The 20,848-nt window shown below is 60.0% G+C and carries 22 protein-coding genes and 1 pseudogene; 11 read left to right on the top strand and 12 right to left on the bottom strand.

What is annotated here, in order from left to right:
- Window positions 1–129: 129 nt before the first annotated feature.
- Window positions 130–297, top strand: a pseudogene (locus ACSQ3J_RS27860) (helix-turn-helix domain-containing protein); the annotation flags it as partial.
- 85 nt (window positions 298–382) lie between these two features.
- Here ACSQ3J_RS27860 and ACSQ3J_RS27865 read toward each other — a convergent pair.
- Window positions 383–811, bottom strand: a complete 429-nt coding sequence (locus ACSQ3J_RS27865; RefSeq protein WP_060503489.1) for a Fur family transcriptional regulator — start codon at window positions 809–811, stop codon at window positions 383–385.
- 120 nt (window positions 812–931) lie between these two features.
- Between ACSQ3J_RS27865 and ACSQ3J_RS27870 the strand changes: the two genes are divergently transcribed.
- From ACSQ3J_RS27870 to ACSQ3J_RS27885, 4 genes are read left to right on the top strand one after another with little or no spacing between them, the layout of a single operon-like run.
- On the top strand, window positions 932–1,837 hold the full coding sequence (locus tag ACSQ3J_RS27870) for a metal ABC transporter substrate-binding protein (protein ID WP_060503488.1): 906 nt from the start codon (window positions 932–934) through the stop codon (window positions 1,835–1,837).
- Window positions 1,834–2,769 carry a manganese/iron ABC transporter ATP-binding protein gene (locus ACSQ3J_RS27875; protein ID WP_060503487.1) on the top strand — a complete coding sequence of 312 codons (936 nt, stop codon included), beginning with the start codon at window positions 1,834–1,836 and terminating at the stop codon, window positions 2,767–2,769. The genes ACSQ3J_RS27870 and ACSQ3J_RS27875 overlap by 4 nt, the downstream gene beginning before the upstream one ends.
- A complete protein-coding gene (locus ACSQ3J_RS27880; RefSeq protein WP_436040778.1) occupies window positions 2,766–3,626 on the top strand; it encodes a metal ABC transporter permease in 861 nt (286 codons plus the stop codon). Before ACSQ3J_RS27875 ends, ACSQ3J_RS27880 begins: the two co-directional genes overlap by 4 nt.
- Entirely contained in the window at window positions 3,623–4,474 is an 852-nt protein-coding gene (locus ACSQ3J_RS27885) for a metal ABC transporter permease (RefSeq protein WP_060503485.1), read from the top strand. Before ACSQ3J_RS27880 ends, ACSQ3J_RS27885 begins: the two co-directional genes overlap by 4 nt.
- A gap of 42 nt (window positions 4,475–4,516) precedes the next feature.
- Here the strand turns inward: ACSQ3J_RS27885 and ACSQ3J_RS27890 are convergent, their stop codons facing one another.
- Window positions 4,517–4,786, bottom strand: a complete 270-nt coding sequence (locus tag ACSQ3J_RS27890) for a WGR domain-containing protein (protein ID WP_060503484.1) — start codon at window positions 4,784–4,786, stop codon at window positions 4,517–4,519.
- Between the two features lie 102 nt (window positions 4,787–4,888).
- On the opposite strand from ACSQ3J_RS27890, the gene ACSQ3J_RS27895 reads away from it, so the two are divergent.
- The gene (locus tag ACSQ3J_RS27895) at window positions 4,889–5,287 is read left to right on the top strand and encodes a VOC family protein (RefSeq protein ID WP_060503498.1); all 399 of its coding nucleotides are present in this window, start codon (window positions 4,889–4,891) and stop codon (window positions 5,285–5,287) included.
- A gap of 29 nt (window positions 5,288–5,316) precedes the next feature.
- Here ACSQ3J_RS27895 and ACSQ3J_RS27900 read toward each other — a convergent pair whose 3' ends face one another.
- Window positions 5,317–6,393, bottom strand: coding sequence for a D-TA family PLP-dependent enzyme (locus tag ACSQ3J_RS27900; protein ID WP_060503483.1), 1,077 nt, complete (start codon window positions 6,391–6,393; stop codon window positions 5,317–5,319).
- Window positions 6,394–6,595: 202 nt separating this feature from the next.
- Window positions 6,596–7,477 (bottom strand): helix-turn-helix domain-containing protein, encoded by an 882-nt coding sequence (locus tag ACSQ3J_RS27905; protein ID WP_060503482.1) that lies wholly within the window; start codon window positions 7,475–7,477, stop codon window positions 6,596–6,598.
- A gap of 114 nt (window positions 7,478–7,591) precedes the next feature.
- Here ACSQ3J_RS27905 and pobA point away from each other — a divergent pair, with 114 nt between their 5' ends.
- Window positions 7,592–8,764 carry a 4-hydroxybenzoate 3-monooxygenase gene (pobA, locus tag ACSQ3J_RS27910; protein ID WP_060503481.1) on the top strand — a complete coding sequence of 391 codons (1,173 nt, stop codon included), beginning with the start codon at window positions 7,592–7,594 and terminating at the stop codon, window positions 8,762–8,764.
- Between the two features lie 62 nt (window positions 8,765–8,826).
- On the opposite strand, the gene pcaF is transcribed toward pobA, so the two are convergent.
- From pcaF to ACSQ3J_RS27925, 3 genes are read right to left on the bottom strand one after another with little or no spacing between them, the layout of a single operon-like run.
- Window positions 8,827–10,032 (bottom strand): 3-oxoadipyl-CoA thiolase, encoded by a 1,206-nt coding sequence (pcaF, locus tag ACSQ3J_RS27915; protein ID WP_060503480.1) that lies wholly within the window; start codon window positions 10,030–10,032, stop codon window positions 8,827–8,829.
- Window positions 10,032–10,814, bottom strand: coding sequence for a CoA-transferase subunit beta (locus tag ACSQ3J_RS27920; protein WP_060503479.1), 783 nt, complete (start codon window positions 10,812–10,814; stop codon window positions 10,032–10,034). Before ACSQ3J_RS27920 ends, pcaF begins: the two co-directional genes overlap by 1 nt.
- 11 nt (window positions 10,815–10,825) lie before the next feature.
- Window positions 10,826–11,674 (bottom strand): CoA transferase subunit A, encoded by an 849-nt coding sequence (locus tag ACSQ3J_RS27925; RefSeq protein WP_436040781.1) that lies wholly within the window; start codon window positions 11,672–11,674, stop codon window positions 10,826–10,828.
- Window positions 11,675–11,814: 140 nt separating this feature from the next.
- Between ACSQ3J_RS27925 and ACSQ3J_RS27930 the strand changes: the two genes are divergently transcribed.
- Window positions 11,815–12,570: an IclR family transcriptional regulator gene (locus ACSQ3J_RS27930; RefSeq protein ID WP_436040782.1), complete on the top strand. Its 756-nt coding sequence runs from the start codon at window positions 11,815–11,817 to the stop codon at window positions 12,568–12,570.
- Between the two features lie 96 nt (window positions 12,571–12,666).
- Here the strand turns inward: ACSQ3J_RS27930 and ACSQ3J_RS27935 are convergent, their stop codons facing one another.
- The 5 genes from ACSQ3J_RS27935 to ACSQ3J_RS27955 all read right to left on the bottom strand — a co-directional run bounded on the left by ACSQ3J_RS27935 (window position 12,667) and on the right by ACSQ3J_RS27955 (window position 16,910).
- Window positions 12,667–13,131: a DUF411 domain-containing protein gene (locus ACSQ3J_RS27935; RefSeq protein WP_436040797.1), complete on the bottom strand. Its 465-nt coding sequence runs from the start codon at window positions 13,129–13,131 to the stop codon at window positions 12,667–12,669.
- A gap of 250 nt (window positions 13,132–13,381) precedes the next feature.
- Window positions 13,382–13,726 carry a hypothetical protein gene (locus tag ACSQ3J_RS27940; protein WP_156393913.1) on the bottom strand — a complete coding sequence of 115 codons (345 nt, stop codon included), beginning with the start codon at window positions 13,724–13,726 and terminating at the stop codon, window positions 13,382–13,384.
- A gap of 354 nt (window positions 13,727–14,080) precedes the next feature.
- Window positions 14,081–14,566 (bottom strand): GlcG/HbpS family heme-binding protein, encoded by a 486-nt coding sequence (locus ACSQ3J_RS27945; protein ID WP_436040783.1) that lies wholly within the window; start codon window positions 14,564–14,566, stop codon window positions 14,081–14,083.
- Between the two features lie 107 nt (window positions 14,567–14,673).
- Complete coding sequence (locus ACSQ3J_RS27950; protein WP_436040784.1) at window positions 14,674–15,288, bottom strand: response regulator transcription factor; 615 nt, start codon at window positions 15,286–15,288, stop codon at window positions 14,674–14,676.
- Window positions 15,285–16,910, bottom strand: coding sequence for a sensor histidine kinase (locus tag ACSQ3J_RS27955; protein ID WP_156393912.1), 1,626 nt, complete (start codon window positions 16,908–16,910; stop codon window positions 15,285–15,287). The genes ACSQ3J_RS27950 and ACSQ3J_RS27955 overlap by 4 nt, the downstream gene beginning before the upstream one ends.
- Before the next feature lie 235 nt (window positions 16,911–17,145).
- Between ACSQ3J_RS27955 and ACSQ3J_RS27960 the strand changes: the two genes are divergently transcribed.
- The 3 genes from ACSQ3J_RS27960 (at window position 17,146) to ACSQ3J_RS27970 (ending at window position 20,842) form a co-directional block, all read left to right on the top strand.
- Window positions 17,146–18,066: a LysR substrate-binding domain-containing protein gene (locus tag ACSQ3J_RS27960; protein WP_060503472.1), complete on the top strand. Its 921-nt coding sequence runs from the start codon at window positions 17,146–17,148 to the stop codon at window positions 18,064–18,066.
- A gap of 108 nt (window positions 18,067–18,174) precedes the next feature.
- The gene (gene aldA, locus ACSQ3J_RS27965) at window positions 18,175–19,599 is read left to right on the top strand and encodes an aldehyde dehydrogenase (RefSeq protein WP_060503471.1); all 1,425 of its coding nucleotides are present in this window, start codon (window positions 18,175–18,177) and stop codon (window positions 19,597–19,599) included.
- Between the two features lie 25 nt (window positions 19,600–19,624).
- Window positions 19,625–20,842 carry a mandelate racemase/muconate lactonizing enzyme family protein gene (locus tag ACSQ3J_RS27970; RefSeq protein WP_060503470.1) on the top strand — a complete coding sequence of 406 codons (1,218 nt, stop codon included), beginning with the start codon at window positions 19,625–19,627 and terminating at the stop codon, window positions 20,840–20,842.
- The last annotated feature ends 6 nt before the right edge of the window (window positions 20,843–20,848 follow it).

Here is a 20,848-nt window from a genome sequence, read left to right on the forward strand (position 1 = left end):
TGTCGCGTTTCTAACTGGTCACCACCGTCGCAGCCCTATCCAGCTTTGACATCTTTTGTAGCGGGGTACATTCTATTTCCAAGTGCGACATGCCAGTAATTTCAATGGCTTCACTTTGGAGATTTTGGCATGTCTCGATGCTATACGCAGATCACCCTTGCCGATCGTCGGCGTCTTTATCATCTCGTGGCGGCAAAGGTTCCGGTCAGGGAGATGGCGCGTCAGCTTGGCCGTCATCGCTCGACGATTTACCGCGAGATCAGGCGCAACACGTTTCGCGATCGTGAACTGCCGGACGGCAGATTCCATTTTCAAATGCGACTTGCGAATAATACCAATGGCATGATGTCCGGACGTTTCGGTGTGCCCTGCCTGATGCCCGTCAAGTCTTGCGTTTGCGGCAGTAAAGTTCCAGCCGGTGGCGGACGAGGTCGTAGCCGAGTTCGGCGGCGATCTCGGCTTGCAACTGCTCGATCTTGTCAGAGCGGAACTCGATGACCGCGCCGGTATCGATATCGATCAGATGATCGTGGTGCGGCGCGTCAGCGGTTTCAAATCGGGCGGTGGCGCTTTCAAAGGCGTGGCGATGCACGACGCCTTGTTGTTCCAGCGCCGAGAGTGTTCGATAAACAGTCGAGAGCGAGACCGTGGCGTCGATTTCCTTTGCCCGGCGGTGCAATTCGCTTGCATCAGGATGGTCTTCGGCCGTGGCGAGAATCTTCAGGATTGCCGCGCGCTGACGTGTCACGCGTACACCACCGTCCCTGAGGACGCCCTCCAATTCCGCAACGCGATTCTTGTTCTGTTTCATGAGCGCACACTAGCCAAGCGAGGCAAGTTTGAAAATAGCTAGTTGCGAATGCTTCTCATTTGCATTGACTTGTGCAGACCATTCACATAGTTCTGTCGATGACAATCATGGGAGTATGGGATGATCGATCAGACGAAACGCGTGATTTTGGCGGTGGCGGCGGCTTTGGCGGCCATGGCGCTCGCTCCGGGAGCCGCATCGGCGCAGGAGAAATTCAAGGCCGTTACGACTTTTACTGTGATTGCCGATATGGCCAGGAACGTTGCCGGTGATGCAGCAACTGTCGAATCGATCACCAAGCCCGGCGCCGAAATTCATAATTACCAGCCGACTCCACGTGACATCCTGAAGGCGCATGACGCCAACCTCATCCTGTGGAACGGCCTTAATCTCGAACTCTGGTTTGAAAAATTCTTCCAGAACTTCGACAATGTTCCCGGGGTTGTCGTATCCGAGGGCGTGGAGCCGATGGGCATTGCAGAAGGCCCCTACAGCGGCAAGCCCAACCCGCATGCCTGGATGTCGCCGTCGTCCGCGTTGATCTATGTCGACAATATCCGCGATGCTTTCGTCCAATACGACCCAGCTAACGCGGATACCTACAAGGCCAATGCCGAGGCCTATAAGCAGAAGATCGAGGCGGCGATTTCGCCTATCCGCGCCGAGATTGGCAAAATCCCCGAAGGCAAGCGCTGGCTGGTGTCGAGCGAAGGTGCCTTCAGCTACCTGACTCGGGACTTCGGCTTGAAGGAACTCTATCTCTGGCCGATCAACGCCGACCAGCAGGGCACGCCGCAGCAGGTTCGCAAGGTGATTGATGCGGTGCGTGCCAACAATATCCCGGTCGTCTTCTCCGAAAGCACGATTTCACCCGACCCGGCACAGCAGGTGGCACGCGAAACAGGCGCAAAATACGGCGGCGTGCTCTATGTTGATTCCTTGAGCGAGGCGGACGGTCCGGTTCCCACCTATATCGACCTTCTGCGCGTCACGTCCGAAACCATCGCCAAGGGTCTTTCGCAATGAACCTTCAGGTTAAAGCCCGCCCCGGTCAGGGGCCGGCGGCCGGGCAGCCGGGCAGCGGCATACGCGTCTCTGGCGCAACCGTAACCTATCGCAACGGCCATCGGGCCTTGCTGGACGCCTCCTTCGACATCCCGACAGGGACCATCACCGCGCTTGTTGGCGTCAATGGTAGCGGCAAGTCGACCTTGTTCAAGGCGATCATGGGCTTTGCCCGGCTGGCCCGTGGCGACATTTCGGTGCTTGGGCTTTCCGTGCCGGAAGCGCTGAAGAGGAACCTCGTTGCCTATGTGCCGCAGGCCGAGGAAGTCGACTGGAATTTCCCGGTTCTTGTCGAAGACGTGGTGATGATGGGCCGCTACGGTCACATGAATATGCTGCGCATCCCCAAGAAGGCCGATCACGATGCGGTCGAAGCCGCCCTTGCCCGCGTTGGCATGAGCGATTTCCGCAAGCGCCAGATCGGCGAGCTTTCCGGCGGCCAGAAGAAACGCGTCTTCCTGGCCCGCGCACTGGCGCAGGACGGTCGGGTCATCTTGCTCGACGAACCCTTCACCGGCGTCGACGTCAAGACCGAGGACGCGATCATCCGCCTGTTGATGGGCTTGCGCGACGAAGGCCGGGTCATGCTGGTCTCCACCCACAATCTCGGCAGCGTGCCGGAGTTTTGTGATCGCACGGTTCTTCTCAAGAACACCGTGCTTGCCTATGGACCGACCGAAACAACCTTTACCCGCGAAAACCTCGAACTCGCCTTCGGCGGTGTGCTGCGCCATTTCGTGCTCGGGGGCGAGAGCCTGCATGACGATGCCGATCCGCGGCAAGTGTCCGTCATCACCGACGACGAGCGTCCGCTGGTCATGTACGGCGCCAAGGACCGGATGGTATCGCAACCGGCCAAGCCGGAGACCGATCCGGAGGCAGACGGCCGATGATCACAACGCTGCTGGAACCGTTCACCTATAACTATATGTTGAACGCCATGTGGGTGAGCGCGCTGGTCGGCGCCGTCTGCGCCTTCCTTTCGTCCTATCTGATGCTGAAGGGCTGGTCGCTGATCGGCGATGCGCTCTCGCATGCGATCGTCCCTGGCGTGGCTGGCGCCTATATGCTCGGTCTGCCACTCTCGCTCGGCGCCTTCTTTTCCGGCGGACTTGCGGCCGGCGCGATGCTGTTCCTCAACCAGCGAACCCGGCTGAAGGAAGACACCATCATCGGGCTGATCTTCACCGCGTTCTTCGGCCTCGGCCTGTTCATGGTCTCTCTGTCGCCGACATCGGTGAATATCCAGACGATCGTGCTCGGCAACATTCTCGCCATCACCCCGGCCGACACCCTGCAGCTTGCCCTTATCGGCGTGATCTCGCTGATCATCCTGACGGCAAAATGGAAGGACCTGATGGTAACCTTCTTCGACGAGAGTCACGCACGTTCGATCGGTATCCGCACGACCTTTCTCAAAGTCCTGTTTTTCACCCTGTTGTCCGCCTGCACGGTAGCGGCCCTTCAAACTGTCGGCGCTTTTCTTGTCATTGCCATGGTGGTGACACCCGGCGCCACGGCCTATCTGCTGACCGATCGCTTTCCCCGGCTGATCCTGATCAGCGTGGCGATCGGGTCTCTGACGAGTTTCTTCGGCGCCTATTTCAGCTATTTCCTCGACGGCGCCACCGGCGGCATCATCATCGTGCTGCAAACGCTGATCTTTCTCATGGCCTTTGTCTTTGCCCCGAAACACGGGCTGCTTGCCGCCCGCAGGCGCACAGCGCAAGCGTTGGAGGTGGTCCGATGATCTCGCTCGACATGCTCCTGGCGGTGTTCGAATTTGCGTTCATGCGCAACGCCCTGCTGATCTCGGTGCTGGTGGCGATTCCGACTGCGATGCTCTCCTGCTTTCTCGTGCTGAAAGGCTGGTCGCTGATGGGCGATGCCATCTCGCACGCTGTCTTTCCGGGCGTTGTGATTTCCTACATTGTCGGCCTGCCTTTTGCCGTCGGCGCCTTTGCCGCCGGCATGTCCTGCGCGCTTCTGACCGGCTACCTGAAGGAAAACAGCCGCATCAAGCAGGATACGGTGATGGGTGTGGTTTTCTCAGGCATGTTCGGCCTTGGCCTGGTGCTTTACGTCAAGATCCAGAGTGATGTGCATCTGGACCATATCCTCTTTGGCGACATGCTCGGCATCGGCTGGCCCGATATCCTCCAAACCGGCCTGATTGCGCTGGTGACAACCGGTATCCTTGCAGTCAAATGGCGGGATTTCCTGCTGCATGCCTTCGATCCTGCCCAGGCAAAAGCCGTCGGCCTGCGCGTCAACTGGCTGCACTATGGGCTGCTTGCTCTTTTGTCGCTGACGATTGTCGGTGCCTTGAAGGCCGTCGGGTTGATCCTCGCCATCGCCATGCTGATTGCCCCCGGCGCCATTGCCTTCCTGATCACCCGCACGATGGGAAGGATGCTTGTTGTCGCCGTATTCGTCGCGACCGTTGCCTCCTTCTCCGGCGTCTACCTCTCGTTTTTCATCGACAGCGCACCGGCGCCCACCATCGTGCTCCTGATGACCATAATCTTCATCGCTACCTTCATCTGGTCGTCATGGAAAGCCGCCCGTATCGAGGCACAGCGGACAGTGATCGAGTGACTTGCCGCGGTTTCAGCGGGAGCTTCCTGCCTGCCGTAGCGCTTATGCGTGCCGCTGCCCATCCCGGTTTCTCATGAGCGTATAGCCCTTTCGCCGCTTCTTCCGCAGGAGGGCGAGAAAGTGATCCACGGCCTGGGTCTCGTGCGCGAACAGATCGACCCGCCATTGGCCATGCGTTCCGATGCGGCCCCAGTTGCGGATCAGGGACGTGTCGCCGAACAGGGTCGGTTCGATCGACATGGCGTAGAACCGCGCCATGTTTTTTGAAGGATCGATCCTTTGAACGCGAAGGTGATACGGTTGCTTGCTCATGATGCAAGAATCGCCCGAACAGCATCATGCGTCCAATGAGAGTTTTGAATCGGTCACGCGTGTTCGATTCATGTTGATGATGGCTTGGGACCGCCAATGAGCATGCTTCACCATATTTCGTTCGGGGTGTCGAACATCGAACGTTCGGCGTCGTTCTACGATGCGGCTCTTGCGCCGCTCGGCTATGTTCGCGTCTGGGAGGACATCGAGCCCGGCGCTATCGATCAGGCCGTTGGCTACGGTATTCTCGGCGGCGGCGATAAATTCGCCATCAAATTGCGGCCGAAAGGACAAAGACCGCCAGGGTCGGGCTTTCATCTCGCCTTCGCGGCTGCAAACCGGCAAGCGGTCGCGGATTCTCATGCGGCGGCGCTCGAAAAGGGTGGCCGCGACAATGGCGGCCCCTGCTTTCGCCCGGCCTATGGGCCAAACTATTATGCAGCCTTCGTCATCGATCCGGACGGGCATCCGATCGAGGCCGTCTTCAATTCACCAGAATAACGTTTTGTTCGGGAAAATCGGGATGGGCTTCAAACGATCCTGCCGCGCGCGACCACCGGCCAGATGGCTGAAATCTCGCCTTGGTCGATGATGTTGACTGCATCGACCAGATTGGTCACGACGCAGGCATGGTTCGGCACGACGCGTAGCCGGTCGCCAACCTTCAGGTTGATCGGGCCTTCGCTGACGAGGCGGCCATGCTCTTCCGAGAGCTGGTCGATGGTTATGTCGTCGCGGTCGAGCACATGGCCGTAACCGGAAAGGCCGAGAAGGTCGGAGGTCAATGCCTTGGAGCCAGCGTCGATGATGGCGCGATTGGCGGCAGGGACTGAAACGACGGTCGCAAGCACGGTGAGCGCACAATCGTCCCACGTGCACACACCGCGGGAAACCAGCGAGCGGTCGTTATAGACATAGGTTCCGGGCCGGTACTCGGTTGTGACCGGCGCTTTGGCCGCTTCCATCATCGATGGTGTACCGCCCGATGTAATCACAGGAACCTTGATGCCGGCTGCTTCGATGAAGGCCTTGGCCCGGGTCATGAAGGATTCGACCGCAGCAGCGCCATTGGCTGGCGGATAGGTCATCAGGCCGCCGAACGCAAGACCCGGTGCCTTGGCGATCCGTTGCGCAAGGGTTGCCGCGGCCTCCGGGGTCGGCACGCCGCAGCGGTCAGCCCCGGTATTGCATTCCACCAGCACCCGCAACGGCGCCGGCTCAGACGCGAAAGCGTCCGAGAGGCCATCAATGACCGTCTCGTTGTCGGCGACCACACTCAGCGTCACTTTCCGCGCGAGAGCGGCGAGATGGCTCAGCTTCTCGGCGCCGAGGATATTGTAGGTGATCAGGACGTCACGGATTTCGGGGCTGGCAGCAATCATCGCCTCGGCTTCGGACACCTTCTGGCAGGTGACGCCGATGGCCCCTGCCCTCAGCTGCATCTCGGCGACCGCCGGCAGTTTGTGCGTCTTGATATGCGGGCGAACCTTCAATCCATGCGCGTCGGCATAAGCCTGGAAACGATCGATATTGCGCCGCGCTATGTCCATATCGATCAAGACGGCAGGCGTGCTCACGGTCTCAAGCGTCGATGGGGCCTTGCTCATGGGGTCTCCGAACATTCTGCTGCAATTTTAAACGGAAGCGTGTTGCGCTTGCGCCCGAATTCCTATCCGGCAAACTCCCGGCAGTCCATGCATTCTGTATTGATTATATGATTCTGATATGCGAGCCGCCCCACGCCGAGGTCAGGCAAGCAAAGATCGGCGGCTGCGCGCTTACCGCAGAGGAGCGTTGGAAGCCAGGATATCAACCCTCCCTACCCTGCCTGCGCCGCCATTGGCGCGGCGAGAGGCCCGTTTGAGTCAGGAAGAAACGGGAGAAATAGGCAGGATCGGTAAAACCGAGCCGGAAACCGATTTCCTGCACCGGGATCTGCGTAAACAGCAGTTCGCGCTGCGCTTCGTCGATCAGTTTGCCGTTGATCAGTGTCTGGGTACTGCCACCGGTGAGCTGTTTGACGATACGGTTGAGGTGCGTTGGGGAAATGCCGAGCGCATCGGCATAGTACGATGCTGGCTTGTGGGAGCGAAAATGCTCGTGGATCAACCCAGTCAACCGGTTTAGCCGCCGCTCGTTTTGCGTCGCTCCCCCGTCTTCGTCACCCTCCCCTTCGGCGGACAGGTGCGCTGTCAACCGGAGCGCGGACGTGAGGTATGCCTCGCACAGATCCGCCGGTCCTGTGCGTCGGGCGGCGGCTTCTGCAGCGAGACGATGCAGCGTATCGGCGATGTAGTGGCTGTCGGCATGTTCCTGCTGCAATGCCGTCAGCCGCGGAAGGCCCAGCCACGTGCCAAACCGGCTGTGATCCGCCGGCATGGTTTTCAGATGCGACGTCAGCACCGTGAAAACATAACCGTCAATATCCTTCGAAAACCGGAAGCCATGACGGGAAAGGGGCGGCACGGTGATGACGGCGGGCGCGATAATCGCATGTGCCACGTCATCAAAGATCGCATCGCCGGATCCTGTCTCGATGTACAGGATCTGAAAGAACTGCTCATGACGATGCTGGCCGATCTCCCAATGATGCAGGCTGCTGCGCGATGGGATCGTTTCGCAATGCAGCCAGAATCCGGAGGAATCGCCGCGCTTTTCGCCGTAGAGATCGTAGGTCGGGGTTGCGCGCATGTTGGTATCGCACCTGCTGGAATGTTCGATTTGTGCAATTTATTGAGCTTGATGTCCATGGTGGCGGCGGTGTGCCGGTGTCAAAATCCACCTGCATTGTTCGGGAGGAAAAAAATGCGCACGCAGGTCGTTATCATCGGTTCGGGTCCATCCGGATTGCTGCTCGGACAATTGCTGGCCAAAGCCGGCATCGAGGCGATCATTCTGGATCGTGTTGGCAAGGACTATATTCTTAACCGGGTGCGTGCGGGGGTGCTTGAGCAAGGTACGGTGGAGCTGATGGATGAGGCCGAAGCCGGTGGAAGGATGCATGCCGAAGGCTTGCCGCATGGCGGCTTTTCGCTTGCCTTCGACGAGCGGGATCACCGGATCGACCTGGCGGATCTGACCGGCGGTAAAGGCGTCATGGTCTATGGCCAGACCGAGCTGACGCGTGACTTGATGCAGCATCGCGAGGCGATCGGAGCAGTGACGGTCTATGATGCTTTCAATGTCTGTCCGCATGATTTCGAGGGCAGGTCGCCCTACGTCACCTATGAGAAGGCAGGGATAACCCACCGCATCGATTGTGATTTCATTGCCGGATGCGATGGATTTCACGGTGTCAGCCGCAAGGCCGTCCCGGACAAATCGATTACCACACTCGAAAAGGTCTATCCGTTCGGCTGGCTCGGATTGCTTGCCGATGTGCCGCCGGTCAATCACGAACTGATCTACGCCAACCATCCGCGTGGTTTTGCGCTCTGCTCTATGCGCTCGGAAAGCCGCAGCCGCTACTACCTGCAATGTGCGCTGGACGAAAAAGTCGGGGACTGGAGCGATGATCGCTTCTGGGACGAACTGCGCCGCCGCCTGCCCGCACATCATGCCGAAGCCCTGATCACCGGCTCATCGTTCGAAAAGTCCATCGCGCCGCTGCGCTCGTTCGTGGCCGAGCCGATGCGGTTCGGCAATCTCTTCCTTGTTGGTGATGCCGCGCATATCGTTCCGCCAACGGGCGCCAAGGGGCTTAATCTGGCGGCGAGCGATGTCCATTATCTCTATGCTGGTTTGTTGGAGTTTTATCAGGAGCGCTCGCTGGCCGGCATCGACGCCTATTCCGTCCGCGCTCTTTCCCGTGTGTGGAAAGCCGTGCGCTTTTCCTGGTGGATGACGACGATGATGCATCGTTTTCCGGATACCGGTGCCTTCGACCAGAAGATTCAAGAGGCCGAACTGGATTATCTGACCCATTCGCGTGCGGCGGCGACGGTGCTGGCTGAGAATTATGTGGGGTTGCCGTACTGAGGCGACCTTAACCGAAGTTATTGGACCATCGGCGGCAAGCAGGCTTGCCGCCGATCTCCCACTCAGGCGCGTTCAAGCCCGATCGCGATACCCTGTCCGACCCCAATGCACATGGTCGATAGCGAATAGCGGCGGCCGGTCAGCTTGAGTTCGAGGGCAGCAGTGCCGGTGATACGGGCGCCGGACATGCCGAGCGGGTGGCCAAGCGCGATGGCACCGCCGTTGCGGTTGACGCGTGGATCGTCGTCGGCAATACCCAGCTCGCGAAGAACGGCAAGACCCTGGCTGGCAAAGGCTTCATTGAGCTCGATCACGTCGAACTGGTCCTGCGTCATGCCAAGCCGGGCCATCAGCTTTCTCGAGGCGGGCACCGGGCCGATGCCCATAACGCGCGGCGGCACGCCTGCGGCGGCACCGCCCATGATCCGGGCGATCGGTGTCAGTCCGTGTTTCTTCACGGCGGCTTCGGAGGCAATGATCAGGGCAGCGGCACCATCGTTGACGCCGGAGGCATTGCCGGCGGTAACGGTGCCGCCTTCCTTCTTGAATGGAGTGCCAAGCTTGGCAAGCGTTTCGATGGTCGTTGCGCGCGGGTGCTCGTCCCTGTCGACGACGATCGGGTCGCCCTTGCGCTGCGGAATGGTCACGGATGTGATCTCCTGGCTGAGGCGTCCGTTTTGCTGAGCGGCGGCGGCCTTGTCCTGCGAGCGGACGGCAAAGGCGTCCTGATCCTCGCGAGTGACCTTGTAATCCTCAGCGACATTCTCACCTGTTTCGGGCATGGAATCGACGCCGTACTGTTTCTTCATCAGTGGGTTAACGAAGCGCCAGCCGATCGTGGTGTCGTGTATTTCGGCGGCGCGTGAAAAGGCGCTTTCCGCTTTCGGCATAACGAAGGGTGCTCGCGACATGCTCTCCACCCCGCCGGCAATCATCAGGTTCGCCTCGCCGGAACGGACGGCACGGGCGGCGGCAATGACGGCATCCATGCCGGAGCCGCAGAGCCGGTTGATCGTCGTGCCGGAGACCTCCAGCGGCAAGCCCGCGAGCAGCAGCGACATGCGCGCGACGTTGCGATTGTCCTCGCCTGCCTGGTTGGCACAGCCGAAAATGACGTCATCGACCGCCTGCCAGTCAACACCGGCATTGCGCTGCATCAGCGCCTTGAGCGGGATCGCTCCGAGATCATCGGCCCGGACGGAGGAAAGAGAGCCGCCGAAACGGCCGATCGGGGTGCGGATATAGTCGCAAATATAGGCTTCGGTCATTACGCGGCTTCCTTGTTGCCCTGATGGGCTTTCTTGGTGCGCGCATTGATGTCGCGCAGGGTCTGAAGCTCGGTTTCAGTGGGAACCGGCGTGTCGATCACCGTTTCGGCAAACTTAATCGGCCAGCCGCAATTCTCGACGATCTGTTCGCGGGTCACGCCCTGGTGGATCGAGACGACGGTGAGCTCCTTGGTGACAGGGTCCGGCTCGAGAATGCAGAGATCAGTGATGACGCGGGTCGGTCCTTTGGTCTTCATCCCCAGCCGTTCGCGATGATTGCCGCCTTCGCCATGGCCCATCGAGGTGATGAAATTGAGCTTGTCGACGAAGCCGCGCTTGGAGAGCGCCATGGTGATGAAGATCTGGCCGCAATTGCTGGCGATCTCCGGAGCTCCGCCACCGCCAGGCAGCCGCACTTTCGGATGCTCATAGGGGCCGACCACGGTGGTATTGAGATTGGCAAACCTGTCGATCTGGGCGCCGCCGAGAAAGCCGGTGGTGATGCGGCCGCCCTGCAGCCAGTAGCGGAACATTTCCGGCACCGAGACCGTGAACAGCGCTGTGTCGCAGAGTTCTCCGTCGCCGATCGACAGCGGCAGGACATCTGGTTTGGTGCCGACCGTGCCGCTTTCATAGATCAGCGTGATATCCGGTGCATGTGTCAGACGGGCGACGTTGCAGGCGGCCGACGGTGCGCCGATGCCGACGAAACAGACATCGTCATTGGTGAGCGCGCGCGAGGCGGCAATGGTCATCATTTCGGTGGGGGTGAAATCGCTCATCGTTTATCTCCTCACGCAGCCTTCTTCGCATGTTTGGCAAAGTCTCCCGGCCCGGCCTTCATGATGTTTTCCTCGATCCACGCCCGGAACGTATCGCGATCTCGGGCAATCTCGTCCCAGGCGATGTAGAAGGCGTTGGAGCGCGGATAGTAGCCTTGCGCATAGGACGGGAAAGCGCCGCCGGGTACCTCGACAACCGCAGTGACCGCCCAGGACGGCAGGACGACGGAGTTGGACGATGGTGGGTTCAGTTCGTCCACGATCTCTTCCACCGTGACGATTGAGCGTTTTGCGCCAAGCACGGCTTCCTTCTGTACGCCAACGATGCCTTCAAGGAGCACGTTGCCCTTCCGGTCTGCTCTGAGCGCATGAATGATCGCTACGTCCGGGCGGATGGCGGGCACGGCCGCCAGCACTTCGCCGGTGAAGGGGCAAGCTACCTGCTTGATATTCGGGTTTACCTTGGTGAGATCGGCGCCGATATAGCCGCGCAACATAGCAAACGGCAGATTTGCAGCGCCTGCCTCATAGGCATTGGCCATGGCGGCATGGGAATGCTCCTCGATCTCCAGCGGCCGCGGCCACTGGTTTTCGACAGCATCGCGGAAACGGTGCAGCGAGCCGACGCCGGGATTGCCACCCCAGGAAAATTTCATTCCGCGGGCCGCACCGGCACCGATCAGCTGGTCATAGAGAATGTCCGGCGTCATGCGGATCAGGAAAAGATCCTTCTTGCCCTGCCGGATCACCTCATGACCGGCGGCATAAGGGATCAGGTGGGTGAACCCCTCCATGGCAACGGTATCGCCGTCATGCACGTTTTCGGAAATGGCTTCCGCCAGCGAAATCAGTCGCGCCAAGGCATTCTCCTCCTGAGGTGTATCCAAGTCTGGATTGGCGCAAATAAGCGCTCGAATCCGTGCGTCGTCAAATATTTTGTGCGTTATTTGACATTTGTTCGTATATCGCACATTGTGGGCCGAATGATGGGAGCTTTGACATGCGGGAAACGGATTTCGTCAGCGGCTTTGCACGCGGTCTGAAAGTCATCGAGGCCTTCGGAGAGGCGCGGCCGAAACTCACGATTGCCGAGGCGGCGAAGCTGACGGAACTCGACCGGGCAACGGTGCGCCGATGCCTCCTGACGCTCGCCGATCTCGGTTATGCCGACTATGACGGCAAGTTCTTCGCGCTGACGCCAAAGGTGCTGCGGCTCGGCCATGCCTATCTGTCGGCAACACCGCTGCCGCTGATGATCCAGCCCTATCTCGACCAGCTTTCAGAAAAATCTGGCCAGAGCGCGTCGGCCTCCGTCCTCGATGGTACCGAGGTGGTCTACATTGCCCGCGCCTCGCAGAAGCGCGTGATGTCGATCAATCTCTCCCCCGGCTCCCGGCTGCCTGCATATTGCGCATCGATGGGACGGGTTCTGCTAGCCGCCTTGCCGGAAACGGAGGCGCGCGGCATCCTGGATCGCTCCGAACTCAAGGCGAATACGCCGCTGACGAAGACGGATCCAGATCTGTTGATGGACGAACTCCGCCGTGTCCGCGCCGGGGGCTGCGCGGTTATCGATCAGGAACTGGAGTTGGGGCTTTGCTCCATCGCGGTTCCGATCGAGAATGATCGCGGCCGGGTGGTTGCCGCGATCAATATTGGTGCTCCCGCGGCTCACGTGCCTGCCGCCGAGATGATAGTGCGCTACCTGCCCTTGCTGAAAGAAACGCAACGCGCACTGCGGCTGGTCTTGCGTTGAGCCATGCGTTGGTTCGCGGTTGTTCCTATCTGATCTGCCTGGGCAGGTTTACTGCTGCCGGCAGGGCAGCAGTAAACGCGTCCACGAAAGTACCGATTAGCCCTTCGGCCCGATCGTCATGAAGAGGGCCGGCTTTTCACCAGCAGTCTTTGCCACGGCAAAGACATCATACGCCGCATTCGGATCATCGCCCATGCCAAGCGAGCCGGATGGCATGCCGGGCACTGCCAGGCCGGCGATGGCAGGCTTTTCGTCGAGCAGTTTGCGGACGGCTTCCAGTGGCACATGGCCTTCGAGGAAATAACCTGCCACGACGGCGGTGTGGCACCCCTGCAGATCGACGGGTACGCCGAAACGGGCCTTGATCGGTGTCAGGTCATCCCGATCCTCGATCTTGATGTCAAACCCTTCTGCTTTCATCGCCTCTGCCCAAAGATGGCAGCAACCGCAGTTCGGGTCCTTGTAGACGGTCATGGTCTGCACTGCGGCAGAGGCATGCCCCATGCCTGCAAATGTGGCTGCGATGGCGATGCCCGCGCAGATAAACCGTCTTCTATCGATGTTCATGTCGTCATTCCTTCAAGGATTATATTTCTGGTGTTTTGAGTACTTTCTTCCTGCGGTGGATGCCGTCGATCGAGCCAAGCGCCGTCCTTTGACGAGGTCTTGCGCGGCAGATAGGAGAGGATGCGCCGCTGCGGTTTCTCGTCATGACGATACGTCGCATGAACCAAATCTGCTATCTTGTTCCACAGGATGCGCGTACGGATGCAACCATTGCATTCGCACTGATGTACTCGATGATGCGAGATCAGACCCTGGGAGGCCGAGACGGCGGATCGACCAGTGACGATGCAAGAACCGGGGACGGCACACTCAAAAATCGATGGGTGGTCCAGGTAAGGTTCACGGGCGTGTCACCCGCTGCATGGCCAACAAAGGCCGTGGCGCAAAGCAGGGCCATTGGACAAGCCACGCCATCACAGCCCGACGCCTCGCCGGGACAGCAGGACATGTCTTCCGGCATCGCTGTCATATGCGTTGAAACTGAAGCCGCCATGGTGCTGCCGGCCGCGCCTATGCTGACGGGACCAAAAAAGATCCCGAGCAGGGCAGACAGCAAGAGCAGCCGATGGATGATCGCAGCGAGCTTCATGCACTTGTCATGGCATGGTGCTGCCCCTGTTGGAAGAGGTGCCATGAAAATGTGTCGGCATGCGGCCCGCCTCGCGTCGCCACCAGCGACAATAGCTGCTGCCGGCAACTTGCCTGCAGCCGCATAAACCTGAGGAGATTGGATAACCTGAAGCCACAGACGCCGCTTTATCGCATAAGGGCGGTATACCCTGCACTGAGGTGCGGGGGTGAATGGCAATCTAATCCGCTCAAAAGACCGAGAGGGGTGGATGAGCGGCCAATCCATCGCGTTTTTAAACGATATCGGCAATAAGCGGCCGCTTCCCCCGCAGCGGACGCCGCGGGGACTTTCGTTTCACGAAGGCACTGCTTCTTACTTGAGCTGATCCTGCACCTTGGCAATGGCGGCGTTGGCGCAGGCTTCATCGAGATGGCCGCCCGGTGCGCCGCCGACGCCGATAGCGCCGATGGTTTCTTTGCCGAGCTTGACCGGCACACCACCGGCCAGAACGAGAAAGCCGTCAATGGCGACGAGCTGGGCTGCACCCTGGTTCTTCTGGATGTTTTCAACCATGACGCTGGTCGGGATACGGGCAGATACGGATGTGAAGGCCTTCTGGCTGGCAGCGCTGACTGTATGCGGTCCGGCATTGTCGGCGCGCAAGAGGGCGCGAACCACGCCTGCCCGGTCGACGACGGCCGCCGATACGTTGTAGCCATCGGCGGCGCAAGCGGAGACGGCGCCCTGTGCCAGTTCTACCGCGATATCCAGCGGCATGTTGTTTTCTTTGAGAACTTCGGCAGAGGCTGCGGATGTCAGGGCAAGTGCAATCGTGCCGGCAAGCAGTATACGGTTCATCTCATCTGTCTCCTATCGTGTACGCGATGCGGGAAAGCGCCTTGCTTTCTGACGACCGGGATATCTGAGCAGGTGCGGATGCTGAATCCGCAACGGAACCAATGCGACTAGGTATTCCTACCTATGGGGAGTTCGGCGTTGACAGATGTCAGCTGCACGAAATCGGCCACGGAACTGGTGCCCAGCTTGTCGGCGATATTGGCCCGGTGTGCATCGATGGTTCGCGCCGAAACGTTAAGCGCAACGGCGATTTCCTTGGTGGCCCAGCCGCGGCAGACCATATCCAGTACCTCGCGTTCGCGCTCCGTCAGGCTGCGGAGAAGTTCCCTGGTTTCCTCTTTTTCCAAGACGCGCTCTAGCGTCCGGAACGCGGAGTGTATGGCGTCCATCAGAACCTGCTCATCGACCGGCTTGGTGAGGAAGTCGAGGATGCCTGCCTTGAAGGCGCGGCGGCAGGCGTTCACGTCACCATGGCCGGTTATCATGATCGTGGGCCAACCGATGCCGCGTTCCAGCAGCCGCTCGTGCATCTGCAGGCCGCTGATCAGCGGCATACGTAGGTCGGCGAGGATGCAGCCTGGGCATTTCGGATCGACATGAGCCGGGAATGTGGCCGGATCGGCGAAAGTTTCGACCGTCATGCCGTAGGTCCGCAAAAGCAGTTTTATCGCCTCGCGGACCGGTTCGTCGTCGTCGATCAGGTAGATTTGAAATGGTTTCATTGTGCGGCCTTCAGGTGTTGCTCCACGGCGGGCAGCGTAACGGTAAAGATGGCGCCGCCGGACGTCTGGTTGCGGCCGTCGATGTGTCCGCCGATCCGCTCTACCAATGACGCGCATAGCGCGAGCCCAAGCCCCATTCCATCGGTTTTTGTCGTGTAGAACGGTTCGAAAAGACGCGGCAGCGTGTCCGCTTCGATACCGGGACCGGTGTCGCTGACCTGAATGATCGCGCCGCTCTCCAATAGGATCGTCTCGATGCGGATGCTCCTATCAGGCATGTCCCCATGTTCCAGCGCGTCGGCAGCATTGCGGACGAGATTATGCAGCACCTGCTCCATCTCGATGGGATCGACCACTGCTTGCGGTGACGGCGTCGCAAGATCGAGAATGAGGGTGATCTGGCGCTTTTCGAGATCGGCCCGCACGAGCTCGGCGATATCGACAACGATCTGGTTGAGATCGGCAAGAACCAGTTTCTGCTCGCGCTTGCTGATATAGTCACGCATCCTTTTCAGCATCGCTCCGGCGCGCTTGGCTTCGCGCACATTGGCGCTTAGCGCTTCGGGGAGCAAGGCAGGATCGGGGTGTTCGCTCGCGGCAAGGCGCAGGGCGGCCTGGCTCTGGCTCAAGAGGGCGGTCAGCGGCTGTGTCAGCTCATGAGCAATACCTGATGCCAGCTCGCCCAGCGCGTTGACCCGCAGCGCGTGGGCCAGTCTCGTTTCATGCTCGTGCAGATGCGCCCGCCGCTCCGCTTCTTCCGCGGTTTGCTGCAATTTGCGGGCATTGGCCTTCAGCTGCCAAGTGAACAGCAGCAACAACAGCACAGCCAAGCAGGCGAGCGCGAAGCCACCGATCCTGGTCCCGCTCAAAATGTCCGAGAGGGCGAGAGGGCGCGTGGCGTCCACCATGAACGGCTGGCTCTGACTGTCCACAATCTTGCTGAAATGCGGTTGCGTCAGAATGCTGTCGGTCACGCTGGGTCCATTGGCCTCACGATCCAGCACCGTTTCGCCATCAAGGCTGACGCGCACATGCGCCCAGGCCGGTCGCTCATCGCCCTCGATCAGCAGGACAGGATCGATCTGGACAACGATCGCCAGACCCGGATTGCCCGCTGTCGCGCGCTTTCCCAGAAGGTATCTGCCTGGATAGGCGGTGTTGAGATAGGTCCGTACTTCACCCTGTTTTTGTCCGGCAATGGCGCTTGCTATGGGGGATAGGTCGGTTTTCAGCGGACCGGGCCACGATATCAATGTGGCCGCAGTGGAAACCCCGTCCACTGGAAGCCTGACGAGGTCGATTGCGGTGATGCGCGGGTAAAACTGGACAATGCTCTGAAAGACCTCGCCGATCGCTGTTTCGGGCAACTCGGGAGCGGCCTTGATCAGTGCCACGAGGCTGGTCAGGTGCGCATCGTGCTGCGCCGCCCGTTGCGAGATCAGACGGTGGATCGTCTGCCCTGTCGCGGCGAGTTCTTCCGACGCTCGTTGATACTCTATCCGCATAGAGACGCCGGCAAACAGTACGGTCAGACCAAGCCAGACGAACAATGCGACCGTCAGGTTCCTGAGTGGAAGATGCCGCCAGATCATGTCGTTCGAGTACCCGTCCAGGTTTGCCAAACTGTAACCCCTCGCCGTTTATCCAACGAAGGCTTGGTGGATCGTAGCACAACAAGACCGCTGCGGAAGGTGATGGCTGTCGCAGATGACGCAACAAGGCCCTGCAGCCAGGTTCAAGATATCAAAAACACCACCGGGAGCATCGGCAGCTTGACCCGACCCGGAAGCCTGAAACATAGATAACGCGCTACATATTGGCTGATACAGGCCAACCTGAATTTATGGAAGCGATGGAATGCGGAAATTACCTGCGCTTTCGGCGATGAAGGTTTTCGAGGTCGTCGGCCAGACGCGCAGTTTCACGCGTGCGGCCGAAGTGCTGAACCTGACGCAAAGTGCGGTCAGCCGGCAGGTGCGCAATCTCGAAAAACAGCTGGGCGAGAATCTGTTGATCCGCCATCACCATGATCTGGAGCTGACGCGTGCCGGTGCCGAACTGCTCGCAACTCTTCAGCTGGCCTTTCACAATGTCGAGCAGACGGTGCGCTCGATCATGGAGAAGAACAACCGCAACAGGCTGCGCATCAACGTGCCGCCGACCTTTGCCAAACGCTGGCTGATGCCACGGCTGTCGCGCCTGCGCCAGGCCCTGCCGGAGATCGAGATCAGCCTCAGCACCGATCTCAAGGACACGCTTGCCGAGCGCAGCCTGCTCGATTGCGCCATCCGCTTCGGTGACGGCGAATGGGCGATGCTGCAATCCCGCATCCTGATGACAGAGCGGCATATTGCTGTCTGCGCGCCCGGCCTGCTGGAGGCGGTCAGCCGAAGCGCTCCTATCGATCTTTCCGCCTTCACATTCCTGCATGTTCTGGCCGCAGCCGATCAGCGCTACCTCACCTGGCAGCATTGGCTGGACGCCGCCGGCCTTAGCGGCACCGATGTGCGGGGCGGGATGGAGTTCGACCTTCTCGACCTGGTGATCGAAGCCGCCTGCAACGGGCTTGGTATCGCCGTGGTCGATCGCTTCATGGTCGCCAGCCAGCTGCAAAGCGGCCAGTTGGTACCGGTACTTGATGTCGAGATCGAAGGCCACGAATCCTATTGGCTGGTGACACGCACGGATCAGCCCGAACCCGCGAATGTCCGGGATTTTCGCGCATGGCTGCAAAGCGAGGTCACGCTGGATCATGACCTTTACGGCGCCGCAAAATGAGCAGGGCCGAACATTCGTTTTTGGAATGATTGACCCGAGAATAAGTCGCTTGCGAACAGGGGGCGAGGTCCCGTCTACTGCCTGAAACAGATTACGTTTCGGGTGGTCATGACGCAGCATCGCAATTTCATCGGTGGCCGCTTTGTCGAGGCTTCCGGCTTGCCTGGGATCGAAGTGCGTAATCCCGCCGACGGCAAGATTTTCACCACGGTTCCGGCCGCAGACGACGCCGCTGTTGTTGCTGCCGTGGAGGCCGCGAAGACCGCGCAAAAATCCTGGCGCAAGTTGCCGGCGATCCAGCGGGGCGATGCCTTGCGGAAACTGGCCGATGCCATCGAGCGGCATGCGCCAAGGATAGGCGAGGCGCTGGCTCTGGAATCCGGCAAGAGCCTCGCAGACGCGACCGCGGAGGCCATCTACGGCGTCGAACTGATGCGCTACCACGCCGAGTGGGCGCGCCGGATCGAAGGCGAGGTCATTGAAAGCGATACGCCTGACGAAACCCTGATGCTGAAGCGGGAGCCGATCGGCGTCGTCGCCTGCCTCATCCCGTTCAATTTCCCGATCTATACCCTGGTGCGTAAGATCGCGCCTGCCCTGATCACCGGCAATGCCGTCGTCGTTCGTCCGAGCAACAACACGCCGACCTCGGCCTTTGCTTTTGCGCAAGCCGTGCTGGAGGCCGATCTACCGGCGGGCCTTATCAACATCATGACGATGTCGCACGACGCCGCACGGACGATGTGTACGCACCCGGCCATCGGCATGATCACGCTGACGGGCAGCGTCGCTGCGGGCCAGACAGTGCTCGATTATTGCAAGGTCAATATCGCCAAGCCATCGCTTGAGCTGGGCGGAAAATCGCCTGTCATCGTCGAGCCCGACGCCGATCTCGACGCGGTTGCTCGCATGGTTCTCGGTGCGAAGACGGCTCATTGTGGTCAGGTCTGCACCTCTGCCGAGCGGCTTTATGTGCATGCGTCGATCCACGACACACTTGTCGAGAAACTGCGCAGCGCTTTCACCGCCCGCCGCTTCGGCGATCGCGCTACCGATCCCGACTCCATGGGGCCGCTTGCCAATGCCGCGGCACGCGAACGTATTCACCGGATGATCGAGCGGGCCAAGGCTGAAGGGGCAACGGTTGTGGCCGGTGGCGTGATCCCGGATGGGGACGGTTATTTCTATCCACCGACCCTGATCACAGGCTGCCGCCAGGAGATGGAGATCGTCCGGGAAGAGGTGTTCGGGCCGGTGCTGGCGGTGCTTTCCTACGAGACGTTCGACGAGGCTTTGGCAATGGCTAGCGACCATCAGTTCGGGCTTGCCTCGGTGTTGTTTTCGGAAAGTTACCGCAAGGTCATGCAGGCCGCGAGCGAGATCGAGGCGGGCGAGCTCTATGTCAACCGGTTCCCGGCGGATCCCTACCAAGGCTATCACGCGGGATGGAAGAAATCCGGGCTAGGTGGCGACGACGGCAAACACGGCATGCTGGAATTCACGCAGACGCGGCTTGTCATCCTGAAACACTGATCATCTGGCCGGGGAGGAACCAACCATGAAGATCGCATCGCTGAAGACCCATGTGGTTGCCGTTCCACCCCCGCATGTCGGCGGCATGTGCTGGATTTTCGTCCAGCTCGAGACAGCGTGTGGCATATCGGGTGTCGGTGAAATCTATGCGACCTCGTTTCATCCCTCAGCCATGGTTCCGCTGATCGACGATGTCTTTCAGCGCTATCTTCTCGATCATGACCCTCACCAGATCGAGCGTTTCTGGCGGGCGGCCTATTCCAGCGGCTTCACGCAGCGCCCGGACACCACGATGATGGGTATCGTCTCCGGCCTGGAAATCGCTTGCTGGGACATCATCGGCAAGGCGGCCGGCCGGCCGGTCTCCGACCTGCTCGGTGGCACAGTCCACGAAAAGCTACGCGCCTACACCTATCTCTACCCGAAGAACGCGGCCGGCGATTACGACTATAACGATCCGGATCTTGCCGCCGAAGAGGCCATCCGCATGGTCGAGATGGGCTTTACCGCCGTCAAATTCGACCCGGCCGGCCCCTATACCAACTATTCCGGCCACCAGCTTTCGATGGGGGTTCTTGATCGTTGCGAACTGTTCTGCTCGAAAATCCGCGAAGCGATCGGCAGCCGCGCCGATATCCTCTTCGGAACACACGGTCAGATGGCGCCGTCCTCAGCGATCCGGCTGGCACGCCGCTTGGAAAAATACGATCCGCTCTGGTTCGAGGAGCCGGTGCCGCCCGGGCAGGAGGCTGCCATGGCCGAAGTGGCACGCGCCACATCCATCCCGATCTCGACCGGTGAACGGCTGACGACGAAATACGAGTTCCAGCGCGTGCTGCAACTCGGTGCCGCCGCGATCCTGCAGATGAATGTCGCCCGTGTCGGCGGCCTGTTGGAAGCCAAGAAGATCGCCGGTATGGCCGAGGCCTTCTACGCCCAGATCGCGCCGCATCTCTACAATGGTCCGGTCGGTGCCGCCGCCAGCATCCAGCTTTCAGCCGCCACCCCGAATTTCCTCATTCACGAGGCGATCATGGATTTCGGCGGCTTTCACGGTGAGGTGCTGAAAACCAAACTGCAGTTCGACGATGGCTATCTCATTCCGTCGCGCGAACCGGGTCTCGGCATCGAGCTCAATCTCGATGTCGTCGAAAAGCACTCTCCCTATACCGGTGAACGCTTGCATCTGCAGATGGCCGCCGAACCCGCCGACATCAAGGAGTTCATGCCCGCCAAAGGCTGAACAGAG

It is taken from the genome of Rhizobium sp. LjRoot98, assembly GCF_964252935.1.
In the GTDB taxonomy this organism is placed as follows: Bacteria; Pseudomonadota; Alphaproteobacteria; order Rhizobiales; family Rhizobiaceae; genus Pararhizobium.

Bases quoted from the DNA above. Each gene is read 5' to 3' on its own strand.
- ACSQ3J_RS27875 (WP_060503487.1), top strand. From the start codon at position 1,834: ATGAACCTTCAGGTTAAAGCCCGCCCCGGTCAGGGGCCGGCGGCCGGG.
- ACSQ3J_RS27895 (WP_060503498.1), top strand. From the start codon at position 4,889: ATGCTTCACCATATTTCGTTCGGGGTGTCGAACATCGAACGTTCGGCG.
- ACSQ3J_RS27945 (WP_436040783.1), bottom strand. From the start codon at position 14,566: ATGAACCGTATACTGCTTGCCGGCACGATTGCACTTGCCCTGACATCC.
- ACSQ3J_RS27960 (WP_060503472.1), top strand. From the start codon at position 17,146: ATGCGGAAATTACCTGCGCTTTCGGCGATGAAGGTTTTCGAGGTCGTC.
- aldA (WP_060503471.1), top strand. From the start codon at position 18,175: ATGACGCAGCATCGCAATTTCATCGGTGGCCGCTTTGTCGAGGCTTCC.
- ACSQ3J_RS27900 (WP_060503483.1), bottom strand. From the start codon at position 6,393: ATGAGCAAGGCCCCATCGACGCTTGAGACCGTGAGCACGCCTGCCGTC.
- pobA (WP_060503481.1), top strand. From the start codon at position 7,592: ATGCGCACGCAGGTCGTTATCATCGGTTCGGGTCCATCCGGATTGCTG.
- ACSQ3J_RS27920 (WP_060503479.1), bottom strand. From the start codon at position 10,814: ATGAGCGATTTCACCCCCACCGAAATGATGACCATTGCCGCCTCGCGC.
- ACSQ3J_RS27905 (WP_060503482.1), bottom strand. From the start codon at position 7,477: ATGCGCGCAACCCCGACCTACGATCTCTACGGCGAAAAGCGCGGCGAT.
- pcaF (WP_060503480.1), bottom strand. From the start codon at position 10,032: ATGACCGAAGCCTATATTTGCGACTATATCCGCACCCCGATCGGCCGT.
- ACSQ3J_RS27890 (WP_060503484.1), bottom strand. From the start codon at position 4,786: ATGAGCAAGCAACCGTATCACCTTCGCGTTCAAAGGATCGATCCTTCA.
- ACSQ3J_RS27880 (WP_436040778.1), top strand. From the start codon at position 2,766: ATGATCACAACGCTGCTGGAACCGTTCACCTATAACTATATGTTGAAC.
- ACSQ3J_RS27940 (WP_156393913.1), bottom strand. From the start codon at position 13,726: ATGAAGCTCGCTGCGATCATCCATCGGCTGCTCTTGCTGTCTGCCCTG.
- ACSQ3J_RS27950 (WP_436040784.1), bottom strand. From the start codon at position 15,288: ATGAAACCATTTCAAATCTACCTGATCGACGACGACGAACCGGTCCGC.
- ACSQ3J_RS27885 (WP_060503485.1), top strand. From the start codon at position 3,623: ATGATCTCGCTCGACATGCTCCTGGCGGTGTTCGAATTTGCGTTCATG.
- ACSQ3J_RS27970 (WP_060503470.1), top strand. From the start codon at position 19,625: ATGAAGATCGCATCGCTGAAGACCCATGTGGTTGCCGTTCCACCCCCG.
- ACSQ3J_RS27870 (WP_060503488.1), top strand. From the start codon at position 932: ATGATCGATCAGACGAAACGCGTGATTTTGGCGGTGGCGGCGGCTTTG.
- ACSQ3J_RS27865 (WP_060503489.1), bottom strand. From the start codon at position 811: ATGAAACAGAACAAGAATCGCGTTGCGGAATTGGAGGGCGTCCTCAGG.
- ACSQ3J_RS27930 (WP_436040782.1), top strand. From the start codon at position 11,815: ATGCGGGAAACGGATTTCGTCAGCGGCTTTGCACGCGGTCTGAAAGTC.